The sequence below is a fragment of the Serratia sp. NFX21 genome (assembly GCF_048517035.1).
GTDB classification, from domain to species: Bacteria; Pseudomonadota; Gammaproteobacteria; order Enterobacterales; family Enterobacteriaceae; genus Serratia; species Serratia quinivorans.
This window is the reverse complement of sequence record NZ_CP183196.1, coordinates 4032234-4046499: the sequence shown is the minus strand read 5'-3', so window position 1 is coordinate 4046499 and position 14266 is coordinate 4032234. Positions and strand designations below refer to the sequence as shown.

The following is a 14266-nucleotide window of genomic DNA, read 5'->3' as shown; positions in this document are numbered from 1 at the left end:
AAACCATGACATTGAAAGAGTTATTGGTTGGTTTCGGCACCCAGGTGCGCAGCATTTGGATGATAGGCCTGCACGCCTTCGCCAAGCGCGAAACCCAGATGTATCCGGAAGAACCGGTTTACCTGCCGCCGCGCTACCGTGGCCGCATCGTGCTGACGCGCGATCCGGACGGCGAAGAGCGCTGCGTGGCTTGTAACCTGTGTGCGGTTGCCTGCCCGGTGGGCTGTATCTCGCTGCAAAAAGCAGAACAGAAAGATGGCCGTTGGTACCCGGAGTTCTTCCGCATCAACTTCTCGCGCTGCATTTTCTGCGGCCTGTGCGAAGAAGCTTGCCCAACGACCGCGATCCAGCTGACGCCGGATTTCGAAATGGGTGAGTTCAAGCGCCAGGATCTGGTGTACGAAAAAGAAGATCTGTTGATCTCGGGGCCGGGTAAATATCCGGAATATAACTTCTACCGGATGGCCGGTATGGCGATTGACGGCAAAGCCAAGGGCGAAGCCGAAAACGAAGCCAAACCGATCGACGTCAAAGGTCTGTTGCCTTAAGGAGCCAGCAAGCATGGAAATTGCCTTTTATCTGGCAGGTTTTATTGCGGTGATCGCGACAATTCGCGTGATCTCGCATACCAATCCTGTGCATGCGTTGCTGTATCTGATCGTCTCGTTACTGGCGATCTCTGCAGTCTTTTTCTCACTCGGCGCTTACTTCGCCGCGGCACTGGAAATCATTGTCTACGCCGGTGCCATCATGGTGCTGTTCGTGTTCGTGGTGATGATGTTGAACCTCGGCAACGCGGTGCAGCAACAAGAGCGCGATTGGCTCAAACCGTCGGTGTGGATCGGCCCTGGCATCTTGTCGCTGGCGCTGTTGGTGGTGCTGATTGTCGCTATCCGCAGCGTGTCCGATCAGGGCATCAGCGGTGAGATGGTTGACGCTAAAGCGGTGGGGATCAGCCTGTTTGGTCCTTACGTTCTGGCGGTTGAGCTGGCTTCAATGCTGCTGTTGGCAGGTCTGGTTGTTGCCTTCCACATTGGCCGTGAGCACAAACCGGGTGAGGTGTTGAGCAACGCCCCGGCCGGTAGCGAAATGGCGAGAAGAAAATCGGAGGAGCAAGCATGATCCCTCTTCAACATGGCCTGATCCTGGCGGCAATTCTGTTCGTCCTGGGTCTGACCGGGTTGCTGGTGCGTCGCAATCTGCTGTTTATGCTGATCAGCCTGGAAGTGATGATCAACGCCGCGGCACTGGCGTTTATCGTGGCGGGCAGCTACTGGGGCCAACCGGACGGGCAGGTGATGTATATCCTGGCGATCAGCCTGGCAGCCGCCGAGGCCAGTATTGGTCTGGCATTGCTGCTGCAGCTTTACCGTCGTCGTCATACCCTGAATATTGATACTGTCAGTGAGATGCGCGGATGAACCTATTATATTTAACTATTCTGCTACCGCTGATCGGGTTCCTGCTGTTGGCCTTCTCCCGAGGCCGCTGGTCTGAGAACACCTCGGCAATCGTCGGCGTAGGCTCTATCGGCCTGGCTGCTCTGGTCACGGTCCACGTGGGTATGGACTTCTTCGCCCAGAAAGCCACGGGTGTGCAGCTGTTTGAGCAAAACCTGTGGAACTGGATGAGCGTCGGTAATTTCAATATCGGCGTGACCCTGACGCTGGACGGCCTGTCGCTGACCATGCTGTCAGTGGTGACCGGCGTGGGCTTCTTCATCCACATGTTCGCTTCCTGGTACATGCGCGGTGAAGAGGGCTACTCACGCTTCTTCGCGTACACTAACCTGTTTATCGCCAGCATGGTGGTATTGGTACTTGCAGACAACCTGTTGCTGCTGTACCTGGGTTGGGAAGGCGTGGGCCTGTGCAGCTACCTGTTGATCGGTTTCTATTACAAGGATCCGGCCAACGGTGCGGCGGCAATGAAAGCCTTCATCGTGACCCGCGTCGGTGACGTGTTCCTGGCATTTGCGCTGTTCATCCTCTACAACGAGCTGGGCACGCTGAACATCCGCGAACTGATGATCCTGGCACCGCAAAAACTGGCGGTCGGCGATACGGCGATCACCTGGGCTACGTTGATGTTGCTGGGTGGTGCAGTAGGTAAATCGGCGCAGTTGCCGTTGCAGACCTGGCTGGCAGACGCGATGGCGGGTCCAACCCCGGTTTCTGCACTGATCCACGCAGCAACCATGGTGACCGCGGGCGTTTACCTGATTGCCCGTACTCACGGCCTGTTCCTGATGGCGCCGGAAGTGCTGCATCTGGTGGGCATTATCGGGGCGGTGACCCTGGTGCTGGCCGGCTTTGCCGCGCTGGTGCAGACCGATATCAAGCGCGTGCTTGCCTACTCCACCATGAGCCAGATTGGCTACATGTTCCTGGCGTTGGGCGTGCAGGCGTGGGATGCGGCTATCTTCCACCTGATGACCCATGCGTTCTTCAAGGCGCTGCTGTTCCTCTCCTCCGGTTCGGTGATCCTGGCCTGCCACCACGAGCAGAACATCTTCAAGATGGGCGGCCTGCGCAAGAGCATTCCGCTGGTTTACGTCTGCTTCCTGGTGGGTGGCGCTGCGCTGTCGGCATTGCCGCTGATCACCGCAGGCTTCTTCAGTAAGGATGAGATCCTGGCCGGTGCGATGGCTAACGGTCACATCAACCTGATGATTGCCGGTCTGGTCGGTGCGTTCATGACCTCGCTGTACACCTTCCGTATGATTTTCATCGTGTTCCATGGCGAAGAGAAAATCAAAGCGCATGCCGGTAAAGGCATCACTCACCACCTGCCGCTGTTGGTTCTGCTGGTGCTGTCCACCTTCGTTGGCGCGATGATCGTTCCGCCATTGCAGGGCGTACTGCCAGACACCACCGAGCTGGCGCACGGTAGCGTGCTGCAACTGGAGATTACCTCCGGCGTAGTGGCTATTGTCGGCATCCTGCTGGCGGCGGCGCTGTGGCTGGGCAAACGTAGCCTGGTTACCCGCATTGCCAATAGCGCACCGGGGCGTTTCTTCTCGACCTGGTGGTTCCATGCCTGGGGCTTCGACTGGCTGTACGACAAAGTGTTCGTCAAGCCGTACCTGGGTATTGCGAAGTTGCTGCAGCGTGATCCGCTGAACTCGATGATGAACCTGCCGGCCATCTTCTCCCGCTGGGGGAACCGAGGTCTGACAGTGAGCGAGAACGGTCAGGTGCGTTGGTATATAGCGTCTATGGGTGTGGGTGCAGTGGTCGTATTGGCTCTGTTGATTCTGGTTTAATTGAATAATTTAAACAGACGCATTTTTCGGGCGTAGCGCCCTGCAGGGCAGGCGCTACGTACAAAGTTTGAAATTATTCGTATAAGGGACACAAAACGCCATGCTATTACCTTGGCTAATTCTTATCCCCTTTATTGGCGGTCTGCTGTGCTGGCAGTTTGAGCGCTTCGGTACTAAGGTGCCGCGCTGGATTGCGTTGATCGCAATGGGGCTGACATTGGCGCTTTCTCTGTATCTGTGGATGCAGGGTGGCTACACATTGACTACGCCGAAAGGCATTCCGCAGTGGCAGTCTGAATTCCTGCTGCCGTGGATCCCACGCTTTGGTATTTCCATCCACCTGGCGCTGGACGGCCTGTCACTGCTGATGGTGGTGCTGACCGGCCTGCTGGGCGTGCTGGCCATTCTCTGTTCCTGGCGTGAAATCCAGAAATACCAGGGCTTCTTCCACCTGAACCTGCTGTGGATCCTGGGTGGGGTAATCGGCGTGTTCCTCGCCATCGACATGTTCCTGTTCTTCTTCTTCTGGGAAATGATGTTGGTGCCGATGTACTTCCTGATTGCACTCTGGGGTCACAAGGCGTCGGACGGGAAGACCCGTATCACTGCGGCTACCAAGTTCTTCATCTATACCCAGGCCAGTGGTCTGGTGATGTTGATTGCCATCATGGGCCTGGTGTTCGTGCACTATAACGCGACCGGCGTGTGGACCTTCGATTACGAAGACCTGCTGCAGACGCCAATGTCCCATAACGTGCAATACCTGTTGATGCTGGGCTTCTTCATCGCCTTTGCGGTGAAAATGCCGGTGGTGCCATTGCACGGCTGGTTGCCTGATGCGCATAGCCAGGCACCCACCGCAGGTTCTGTTGACCTGGCGGGGATCTTGCTGAAAACGGCGGCCTACGGCATGTTGCGTTTCAGCCTGCCGCTGTTCCCGGAAGCGTCGCACGAGTTTGCGCCAATCGCCATGTGGCTGGGCGTGGTCGGTATCTTCTACGGTGCCTGGATGGCATTTGCGCAGACCGATATCAAGCGTCTGATTGCTTATACCTCGGTTTCCCATATGGGCTTCGTGCTGATTGCCATCTACACCGGCAGCCAACTGGCTTACCAGGGTGCGGTAATCCAGATGATTGCGCACGGCCTGTCTGCGGCCGGTATGTTCATCATCTGTGGCCAGCTGTACGAACGTCTGCATACCCGCGACATGCGTGAAATGGGCGGCCTGTGGGGGCGTATCAAATACATCCCGGCGCTGTCGCTGTTCTTCGCAGTGGCGACCCTGGGGATGCCGGGTACCGGTAACTTCGTCGGTGAATTCATGATCCTGTTCGGCAGCTATCAGGTTGTGCCGGTGATCACCGTGATTTCTACCTTCGGTCTGGTGTTTGCTTCGGTTTACTCGTTGATCATGATGCAGCGCGCCTATTACGGCAAAGCCAAGTCTGACCAACCGTTACCGGGCATGACCGCGCGTGAGCTGTTCATCATTCTGCTGCTGGTGGTGTTGCTGGTTCTGCTGGGGGTTTACCCGCAGCCGATTCTGGATACTTCCAATGCGGCGATGAGCAACGTGCAACACTGGTTTGGTTCGTCAGTTTCAGCAATTTCAACAACAAGGCCGTAATTCGCCATGACAATAACTCCTCAACAACTGATCGCATTGCTACCACTGTTGATCGTCGGATTGACGGTGGTGGTTGTGATGCTAGGCATTGCGTGGCGACGCGACCACTTTATCAACGCCACCCTGACCGTGATCGGTCTAAACCTGGCGCTGCTTTCGCTGTACTTTGTTGGCCAGGCAGGCCCAATGGACGTCACCCCGCTGCTGCGGGTTGACGGCTACTCGATGTTCTATACCGGGCTGGTGATTCTGGCGAGTCTGGCGACCTGTACCTTTGCCTATCCTTGGCTGGTCGGTTACCCGGACAACCGCGAAGAGTTCTACCTGCTGGTGCTGATTGCTACCCTGGGTGGCATTCTGCTGGCGAGCGCCAACCACCTGGCGTCGCTGTTCCTCGGTATTGAACTGATCTCGCTGCCGCTGTTCGGTCTGGTGGGTTATGCCTACCGCCAGAAGCGTCCGCTGGAAGCGGCCATCAAGTACATGTTGCTGTCCGCTGCCGCGTCGTCATTCCTGCTGTTTGGTATGGCGCTGCTGTATGCAGAGTCCGGCGACCTGTCACTGGCTGGCCTGGGCAAAAGCCTGCAAGAAAACATGATGCACCAGCCGCTGGTCCTGGCGGGTATGGGCATGATGATTGTCGGTCTGGGCTTCAAGCTGTCGCTGGTGCCGTTCCAACTGTGGACGCCGGATGTGTATCAGGGGGCGCCTGCGCCGGTTTCAACCTTCCTGGCGACCGCCAGCAAGATTGCGATCTTCGCCGTGGTGATGCGTTTGTTCCTGTATGCGCCGGCCGCCGACAACGAAGCGTTGCGCATGGTGCTGTCAATCATTGCCGTCTGCTCTATTTTGTTCGGCAACCTGATGGCTATCAGCCAGACCAATATCAAGCGTCTGCTGGGTTACTCGTCGATCGCCCACCTGGGTTATCTGCTGGTGGCGTTGATTGCGGTGCAAACCCATCAGCTGTCGTTGGAAACCGCCGGGGTTTACCTGGCCGGTTACCTGTTCAGCAGCCTGGGCGCGTTTGGCGTCGTCAGCCTGATGTCCAGCCCGTACCGTGGCCCGGATGCCGATTCACTGTTCTCCTACCGTGGTCTGTTCTGGCATAAGCCAATTCTGTCTGCGGTAATGACGGTGATGATGCTGTCACTGGCCGGTATCCCGATGACTCTGGGCTTTATCGGTAAGTTCTTTGTTATCGCGATGGGCGTCAGTGCTCACCTGTGGTGGTTGACCGGCGCAGTGGTGCTGGGTAGTGCCATCGGTTTGTACTACTACCTGCGCGTGACCGTCAGCCTGTTCCTCAGCGCGCCGGAAGCGCTGCAGCGCGATACCCCGAACAACTGGGCGTTGACCGCAGGCGGTGTGGTGGTGTTGATCTCCGCCGCGTTGGTGTTGCTGCTGGGGGTTTATCCGCAGCCGCTGATTACGCTGGTGCAGATGGCACAGCCGATGTTCTGATTGGCATCAAGGCAGTAAAAAAGGTCGCTTCGGCGACCTTTTTTTATGGGGACGGGGAAGTGATGCAGTACTGGAACGATCAACCGGGATTGTTTTTAAACGAGGTTTCCAACGCCTGCACTACGGCACGTACCCGCGCGGCGCGCTGCAGGTCGGGGTGCAGTACCAGCCAGATATCTACCCAGTCTTTATTCTCCGGGAAGATACGCACCAGATCCGGGTCCTTGTCCGCCAGGAAGGAGGACAGCAGGCCGATGCCCAATCCGTTACGCGTTGCCGAGCGCAACAGCAACTGTGAATTGCACTGCAAAACTACATTGGGGTCGATCAGCGCTTCGCCACAAAAGTCGTTCCAGTGGCGCGGCACCAGCTCGCGTGGAAACATCAGCAGGTCATGGCCACTCAGGTGGTCGCCCTTGGTCGGCAGTCCGTGTTTGTCGAGATAGTCCTGAGTGGCATACAGCCCCATTTCGATGGTTGCCATACGTTTGATAATCAGTTCATCGGACTCGGGCCGGGCGCCACGGATCGCCAAATCCGCTCCTCGGTAGGAAATATCAGAGATATTCACCGCCGTTAGCAGGGTGACGGTGATTAACGGATGTTGCTCCCGCAGCGCTTTCAAGGCCGGTATGACAAAGGCCTCGGCCATGGTGTCGGTGGTGGCGATGCGCACGTTACCGCACAGGCTGTCGTCGCCGCTGGTGGCCTTGCGGCCAATCGCCTGCACGGCATTTTCCATATTCATCACGTCTGCCAGCATTTCCTCACCCAAAGGGCTGAGGGAGAATGATTTCGGCGTGCGGATAAACAGCTTGGAGCCCAGGCTCTCTTCAAAAGCGGTAATACGCCGTCCGACGGTGGCCTGGTCAACGTGTAGTTCATTGGCGGCCTTTCGTAAAGTGCCGCAGCGGGCTACTGCCAGGAAGAAGCGTGCGTCATCCCAATTCATCATGCCATTTCCTTTATGCTGGCTTATCGGCCTTGTTGGTGTTCATTCTTGCGCAACCTTACGGGCACGGGTTTAGGCGACAAGTCAGGGCTGGTATCATAATTATTTATTATGTTTCAGGATATGAATAAATGCATTAACGTGAAGCGATTTTGCATCTTTATTTTTACCCGACAATCTTTATCCTTATCAACGTTTATGCTGTGATCTGGCGCACGTTTTGTGCCAATGTTACCCTAAACGCGAAAGCAGATGCGCATGAGAGCCTGTCTCTGTTGGCTAACAGCCTGGTGGGATCGACTCTGAATCAGGTTGGCCAACCACGACTGGACATTAAAAATGGAGTCTCACGCAGAGAAGTTATACACCCCCGTAGCACTGGCAACTGCGGATGGTGTCAGGGTTATTGCCACGCCCGGCACGAAAGCGGCGGAGCAAACAAACGCTGATGTGATTATCCAGGGTCTTGAAGCACGCGGTATTCAGCACATATTCCTGGTACCCGGCAAGCTGGTGTACCCACTGATTAAATCCATTGAACATTCAGCCATTAGCGGCATCGTCGGCGCTCATGAAACCGCCTGCGGCTTTATGGCCGACGGCTACGCCCGCGCCAGCCGCAAGTTTGGCGTTTGTCTGGGCATCTCCGGCCCCGGCACCATGAATTTCCTGCCAGCGATGGCCGCGGCCCAGGCCGATAAAATCCCGGTGCTGTATCTGGCCGGCGGTATCGCCACTTATCATGAAGCGCAGGGCGCTTTCCAGGACGGCAGCAATAGCGGCATTGATGAGCTGACTATCGTCAAACCGCTGCTGTCCGCCGCGATAGAAGTGAAAAATAATCTTACGTTGCAGCACGAGCTGCGGCGCAGTTTGTCCTGCCTGAACACCCAGCGTAAAGGCCGCGCTTATTTAAGCGTACCGGTCGATATGCAAAAGAAAACGGTAGCCGGCAATTATGAAGCCAGCCCACAGCGTACGCCACAGTGCCGTGAAGCGGCGATCGACCAACAGGCGCTGGAGCAGGTGTTGGATGATTATCTGCTGCGCGGGCTGAACGTTGCCTGCCTGGTGGGTAACCGCATGAATAATCCGTTGGATGCCGCGCTGCTGCTGCGCCTGGCGGAGAAATACCGCTTGCCGGTTGCCACTACGCTGTCCGGCAAGGGCGCTTTTCCCGAAGGGCACGAGCTGGCGCTGGGGCTGTATGGTTTCGCCGGTCATACCCGGGCTGTGGAAACCATCAATGGCGACGAGGTCGACGTGCTGCTGGTGCTGGGCTGCGATCTCAGCCAGCGCGACAGCCTGAACTGGAATTCACGGCTGCATGGCACCAAAACGCTGGTGGTGATCGATGAGGATTTCGACAAGGTCAGCTCGCATTATCAGCCGGACATGCAGATTTTCTCCAGCCTGACCGATACGCTGCGGCACCTGCTGGATGCGGTCAGCGATGAAGATCAGCATCTGGTCGCCATCAAGAGCCTGCGCAATGGCTGGCTTGAACAGGTGCGCCAACTGCCGTTGGAGCAACAGCAGCCCGATTTGCAGGCGCGCCTGGCCTTGGGTGAAGCCAATATGTACCCCGGCGACGCCATCAAACGCATTCGCAGCCGGATGGGCCCGGACACCAACGTAGTGGTCGACTCCGGCGCGCACCGCATCTTTATGGCGCACCATTGGCTGGCCAGCGGGCGTGGTGATTACCATACCTCAAGCTCCCTGGCACCGATGGGCTGGGCGATTTGTGCCGGCATTGGCATCAAGCTGGCGGCACCGCACCGCGACTGCGTGGTGGTCACCGGCGACGGATGCATGTTGATGCACGGTATGGAGATCCAGACCGCGGCCCGTTATCAGGTCAAAATGACCTTTGTGGTGATGAACAACTGCGCCCACGGGGCGATGCATATCGACACCTTGCAGAACCGCGGCGTCTCGGCGGACTACACGGCGTTGCCAAACCACGACTGGAAGGCCTTCGCCAACAGTCTGGGGGTTTCTTCTGCCAGGGCGTCAACGCTGGAAGAGCTGGATGAGGCACTGGTCGCGGCGGCTGAGCACGAAGGCCCGTTCCTGATAGAAGTGTTGGTAGGAAATCATGTGGCACCTAATCGCTACTATGCCGAGAGCATCGTAGAATACGAGCAGCGTATCAAAGGCTTGTAACGACGTAGCCCTGTTATTGCGGGAGTCGTCATTATTGTCCTTTGTATCACGCCATTCTATTTTACTTACAGTAGTCATGGAGCGATAACGATGTATAAACTGACACTTCTGGCATTAATGATGGCATTTCAGGGCTATGCACAGGCCGCTGAGGATCACGGCGAAGGCATTACCAAAGAAACCCTGCTGAAAACCGAGACGTCGTGGGAAGGTTCGCCGTACCAGCACTATCCGGCCGGTGCTCCGCAGATCACCATGCTGAAAGTCACCGTGGAACCGAACAAGGTGCTGGCCTGGCATACCCATCCGTGCATCAGCGCGGTGTATATGACCGGCGGCAGCGTTTCGCTGACGGTAAAGAAAACCGGTGTGAAGCACACCTTTAAGCAGGGCGACTCCTTTACCGATACGGTAGATATCGTGCATCAGGGCGTTTCCGGCGATAAAGGGGCCGAAATGCTGGTGTTCTTCGCCTGTGCCGATAACAAGCCGTTGACGGTGAAAGCCGCCGAATAATAGCCGTCGTCTTTCACACCGCGATGCTGTTGCCGTAGGGGCGAATAGGTTCGCCCCGTTTTATTTTTGTCGCCCATTGGGGCGGCACTCCGAGGAAATCATGGTTGCTTTGTGGATGGTTGTCGCCAGCGGGTTCTTTGCGCTGATGGGGGCCAGCATCAAACTGGCTTCGGCCAAAGTCGGCTTTTTCGACATCATTTTTTATCGCTCTGTGATTAACGTGCTGATCGTTGCCGCGTTAATTCAGGTTAAAAACCTCGGTTTTCGCACCCGCCATCTGGGTCTGCATATGAAGCGCGCCGCCATCGGCAATGCGGCGATGTACTGTGGCTTCTACTCGCTGATCCATTTGCCGATCGCCACTGCCACCACGCTGGGCTACACCAACCCGATCTTTCAGTCGGCGATCGCCTTTGTCACCTCCAAAGGCCAGTTGACCGGCAAACTGCTGTTCTCGGTGCTGCTGGGGTTTATTGGCATTCTGGTGCTGCTGCGGCCCGATACGCCGAACGGTGAGTATGCCGCCACGCTGATTGGCCTGCTTTCCGGCCTGCTGACGGCGCTGGCCTATTTTAACGTCGGTAAGCTGGTGCGCACGGGCGAGCCGGAGCTGCGGGTGGTGTTTTACTTCTCGCTGGTGGGCACGATAGTGGGCGCTGTGATGACCACGGTGGTGGGGTTCAGTACGCTGGATAGCGCCATGATACTGTGCGTCTGCGCTATCGGCGTGTTCGGCAGCCTGGGGCAAATCACCATGACCCGTGCCTATGGCAGCGGTAATGCGGTGATAGTCAGCATTCTGTCCTACAGCACCATCATTTTCTCCACGCTGCTCGGTTATCTGCTGTTTGGCGAGAAACTGTCTTATATTGCCGCGGGCGGCATGGTGTTGATTATTCTTTCCGGTGCGCTGGCTATTTTGAAACGCGCCCCGGCGAAGGTCACCAAGGCTGAGGCCGTGTAATTTTGCATTCAACAGAATGCATTAATGAATCACTATGATGCATTCTTGGCTATTTTGACGGTTATACCCGAAAGGTATGATAAACGCGTTTCCTGATGAATTTGGTTTCAGGGCTTGGTGTTTATCCAGATTGTTTCGGGAGAGAAAAATGTCTGAAGGTGTGGCTGTTGATGAAGCGGCTAAAGCGAATTCGGGCACGTCGCATTTTGCCATTCTGCTGTTTTTAGCGCTGGCATTAATGTCTGCATTGCTCAACAGCAGTGCGCCGACGCCGCTTTATCCGCTTTATCAACATGAGTTGGCGCTAAGCTCGGTCAGCCTGACGGTCATTTATGGCGCCTATGCCGCTGGCGTACTGATCTCACTGTTCGGCGTGGGCAACATGGCCGGCAAGGTCAAAGACTTGCGCAGCATGATTGTGCCGGCGTTGCTGGTGGTGCTGGCCGGGGCTTTGCTGTTCTCGATGGCCGATTCGTTTTTGATGATGTTTATGGCGCGTTTGCTGGCCGGGATCGGCACCGGGGCATTAACCGGTGCGGCCAATATTGCGCTGGTGCGTTTTGGGCCGAAAGACGGCGGTAAAAATGCGGCGCTGATTGCCACGCTGTCGTTTACCACCGGCCTGGCGTTGGGGCCGATTTTCAGCGGTGTGGCGCTGCAAACCGGGTTCCATACCACTTCGCTGCCGTTCATTATCATTATGGCGGTGGCGGCAGTGGCCGCGCTGGGCGTGATGCTGAAATGGCCGGTTGAAGTGGTGGTCGCGCCGTTAAGCGGGGCGGCGGCGGTTGATGGCGCAGCGGAAAAAAGCTCATTGGCTGACGGCCTGCGTGCGACCGGTGGCAAGTTCTACCTGTGTGCCGGTGCACTGTTTATCTGTTGGGCGGTGGCTGCCAGCATTTTGGCGATTGGCCCGAGCGTGTCGGAAAAGCTGCTTGGCATGCATAGCCGCGGTATTTATGGTTACGTGATCGCGGTTTACCTGGTGATTGCCGGTATCAGCCAGATCCTCAGCCGTCGTGTTAATGCACGTCACTCGCTGATGTTTGGCTGCTTGGCGCAGGCGTTGTCGGTGGTGGTGTTCACCGAAGCGATTCAAATTCACTCGCTGGCCCTGGCCAGTGCCGGTATGGTGATTGCGGGTTACGCCTACGGGGCAATTTTTGTCGGCAGCGCCACGTTGGTGAACCTGATTTCGCCGAAGGCCAGCCATGCAAGACTGATTTCGCTGTTTTATGTTATTGCTTATATCGCCAACTGGGTACCCATTCTGTTGGGAGTAGTGATTGACCATGCCAGCCTGCATCTGGCGGTCAACCTGTTATTTATGGTCAGTGCCGTGGTGTGCTTGGTTTTGAGCTTCATGGTGACCCGTGCGGGCTTCCCGCGTTGAAACATTCTTGTTCTTTTAAGCGGAAGTCTTGCTGACTGAAACTTGAAATAAATATGTTCTCGCTGCGCAATGTGGCGAGCCGATTTCCCTGGTGTTGTTGTGTGTCATTTCCAGCGTGCTTGCCACGCTGGTTTTTTTTGTGACAAATTCCACATACCTGTAATTCTCTTGTTTCTCATTACATATTTTATGTGAAATACATCACATGAAAATGCCGATTTTCGAGTAAACTGCGCGCTTTCTCTGCTGCGGGTCGGTTTATGAACGTTATTTTTGCCATTGCTGTGACAACCGGGATCCTCTCCGGCGTTTGGGGCTGGGTGGCCGTCAGCCTGGGGTTGATTAGCTGGGCCGGTTTCCTCGGCTGCACGGCCTACTTTGCTTGCCCGCAGGGTGGGCTGAAAGGCTTGTTGATAAGCTTGCTAACCTGTGGCAGCGGGGTATTTTGGGCAATGGTGATTATTCACGGTAGCGAATTGGCCCCAGGCTTGAGCATCATCGGCTACCTGCTGACCGGCGCCGTGGCTTTCCTGATGTGTATCCAGGCAAAACAGCAGTGGTTGGGGTTTGTGCCCGGCACCTTTATTGGCGCCTGCGCCACCTTCGCCGGTGGCGGCGACTGGCCGCTGGTGAGCCTGTCCCTACTGGTGGGATTGGTGTTCGGCTACGCGATGAAAAACAGCGGTCTTTGGCTGGCGGCCCGCAATGAGAAACCCAAACCGGTAACGGCTGTTACCGAGCATGTTAACCGCTGATTTAAATGGTGCCGCCGAGTGAAATGCGGTAGTGCAGGTCAACGCGCTCGATGCACGGCACCCCTTTGATGCGTTTGAGTAAAATCTCTGTGGCGACTTTGCCCATATCAAACCTTGGGGTGATCACGCTGGCGATGCCCGGCGTGGTGGCCTTGCCAATATCCAGACCGTGAAAACCTGACAGCGCAATGTCCTGCGGAACCTTTAGTCCGAGCCGCAGACACGCCTGCAACACGCCAACCGCCAGATCGTCATTGGTGCACAAAATGCCGTCCAGACTGGGGTAGAGCTGGCGGGCCATGGCCAGCATGTCAGAACCGACCGAGACCGACGAGACCCGATGCGGCGTGATTTGCCGTGGCGTCAGTCCCTGATTTTCCATCGCCCGACAATAGCCCTGGAAACGCTTGGTGTCGCGTGCGTCGGACATGGCGCCAAAGTAAACCACCTGGCGTTTCCCGCTGGCGAGCAGCGCTTCGGTCATGTCAAAACCCGCCTGATAGTTATCAAACCCCACGGCGATCCGCCCCTCGGGCCCTTCAAGACTCATCACCTGCGCCACCGGGATTTTGGTTGCCGCCAGATATTTTTCCGCCCGCAGAGTGTGCTCCGAATCGGTGAGGATCAACCCGGCGATGGGGTAGGCCAGCAGTTGGATAATCTGTTCCTCTTCCCGCTGCCGGCTGTAGTCATAGTTAACCACCAGAGTTTGATAGCCGTGCTCGAGGGTGATGGATTCGATGCCGGCCAGCAGATCGGCAAAGATCTGGTTGTTGAAGGAGGGGATCAGCACGCCGATGCGCGGCTTTTGGGACGATCGCGCCTCATCGCTGTCGGTAAAGTTAACTTCTTTCATCACCTGGGCAATTTTCGCAGCCGTTTCGGCAGCCACCTTGTCCGGCGTGCGCAGATAGCGGCTGACGGTCATTTTGGTCACACCGGCGAGCAGTGCAATATCCTGCAGCGTGACGCGTTGGTTCTTCATTTAGGGGCCTTAACAGCGTGGGGCGCAAAGATCGCGAATTCTGCCATGTTAACAAATCGATCTGGTGATAACAATCGGCGTTATAAAGTGTAAAATCCCTATTTTTCAATGAAATGAATTAATTATTGGGCGCACTGGAATGCGTGGCTTCACGTTAAAGGTAACAGCTTTTA

At 56.3% G+C, this 14266-nt stretch carries 13 protein-coding genes; 11 read left to right on the top strand and 2 right to left on the bottom strand.

Translation table 11 applies throughout. The features are described from left to right. Positions 1–5: 5 nt before the first annotated feature. The 6 genes from nuoI to nuoN all read left to right on the top strand — a co-directional run bounded on the left by nuoI (position 6) and on the right by nuoN (position 6359). Positions 6–548, top strand: coding sequence for an NADH-quinone oxidoreductase subunit NuoI (nuoI, locus tag ACNT1W_RS18925; RefSeq protein ID WP_004947256.1), 543 nt, complete (start codon positions 6–8; stop codon positions 546–548). Positions 549–561: 13 nt separating this feature from the next. Beyond that, positions 562–1122 (top strand): NADH-quinone oxidoreductase subunit J, encoded by a 561-nt coding sequence (nuoJ, locus tag ACNT1W_RS18920; protein ID WP_012146015.1) that lies wholly within the window; start codon positions 562–564, stop codon positions 1120–1122. Then, on the top strand, positions 1119–1421 hold the full coding sequence (gene nuoK / locus ACNT1W_RS18915) for an NADH-quinone oxidoreductase subunit NuoK (protein WP_012146014.1): 303 nt from the start codon (positions 1119–1121) through the stop codon (positions 1419–1421). Before nuoJ ends, nuoK begins: the two co-directional genes overlap by 4 nt. Next, complete coding sequence (gene nuoL / locus ACNT1W_RS18910) at positions 1418–3265, top strand: NADH-quinone oxidoreductase subunit L (RefSeq protein ID WP_012146013.1); 1848 nt, start codon at positions 1418–1420, stop codon at positions 3263–3265. Before nuoK ends, nuoL begins: the two co-directional genes overlap by 4 nt. A 100-nt stretch (positions 3266–3365) precedes the next feature. Then, entirely contained in the window at positions 3366–4895 is a 1530-nt protein-coding gene (gene nuoM / locus ACNT1W_RS18905) for an NADH-quinone oxidoreductase subunit M (RefSeq protein WP_012146012.1), read from the top strand. A 6-nt stretch (positions 4896–4901) separates the two neighbouring features. Then, positions 4902–6359 carry an NADH-quinone oxidoreductase subunit NuoN gene (nuoN, locus tag ACNT1W_RS18900; RefSeq protein ID WP_012146011.1) on the top strand — a complete coding sequence of 486 codons (1458 nt, stop codon included), beginning with the start codon at positions 4902–4904 and terminating at the stop codon, positions 6357–6359. A 79-nt stretch (positions 6360–6438) separates the two neighbouring features. On the opposite strand, the gene ACNT1W_RS18895 is transcribed toward nuoN, so the two are convergent. Then, positions 6439–7314 (bottom strand): LysR family transcriptional regulator, encoded by an 876-nt coding sequence (locus ACNT1W_RS18895; protein WP_115184160.1) that lies wholly within the window; start codon positions 7312–7314, stop codon positions 6439–6441. A 336-nt stretch (positions 7315–7650) separates the two neighbouring features. Between ACNT1W_RS18895 and ACNT1W_RS18890 the strand changes: the two genes are divergently transcribed. The 5 genes from ACNT1W_RS18890 to ACNT1W_RS18870 all read left to right on the top strand — a co-directional run bounded on the left by ACNT1W_RS18890 (position 7651) and on the right by ACNT1W_RS18870 (position 13108). Next, a complete protein-coding gene (locus ACNT1W_RS18890) occupies positions 7651–9480 on the top strand; it encodes a thiamine pyrophosphate-binding protein (protein WP_115184161.1) in 1830 nt (609 codons plus the stop codon). 90 nt (positions 9481–9570) lie between these two features. Next, a complete protein-coding gene (locus tag ACNT1W_RS18885; RefSeq protein ID WP_012146008.1) occupies positions 9571–9996 on the top strand; it encodes a cupin domain-containing protein in 426 nt (141 codons plus the stop codon). Positions 9997–10096: 100 nt separating this feature from the next. Further along, positions 10097–10960, top strand: a complete 864-nt coding sequence (locus ACNT1W_RS18880; protein WP_419246010.1) for a DMT family transporter — start codon at positions 10097–10099, stop codon at positions 10958–10960. A 148-nt stretch (positions 10961–11108) separates the two neighbouring features. Then, the gene (locus ACNT1W_RS18875) at positions 11109–12353 is read left to right on the top strand and encodes an MFS transporter (protein WP_419246009.1); all 1245 of its coding nucleotides are present in this window, start codon (positions 11109–11111) and stop codon (positions 12351–12353) included. A gap of 260 nt (positions 12354–12613) precedes the next feature. Continuing rightward, positions 12614–13108, top strand: coding sequence for a DUF1097 domain-containing protein (locus tag ACNT1W_RS18870; protein ID WP_419246008.1), 495 nt, complete (start codon positions 12614–12616; stop codon positions 13106–13108). A 1-nt stretch (position 13109) separates the two neighbouring features. On the opposite strand, the gene ACNT1W_RS18865 is transcribed toward ACNT1W_RS18870, so the two are convergent. Next, on the bottom strand, positions 13110–14093 hold the full coding sequence (locus ACNT1W_RS18865; protein WP_012146004.1) for a substrate-binding domain-containing protein: 984 nt from the start codon (positions 14091–14093) through the stop codon (positions 13110–13112). Between the last annotated feature and the right edge of the window lie 173 nt (positions 14094–14266).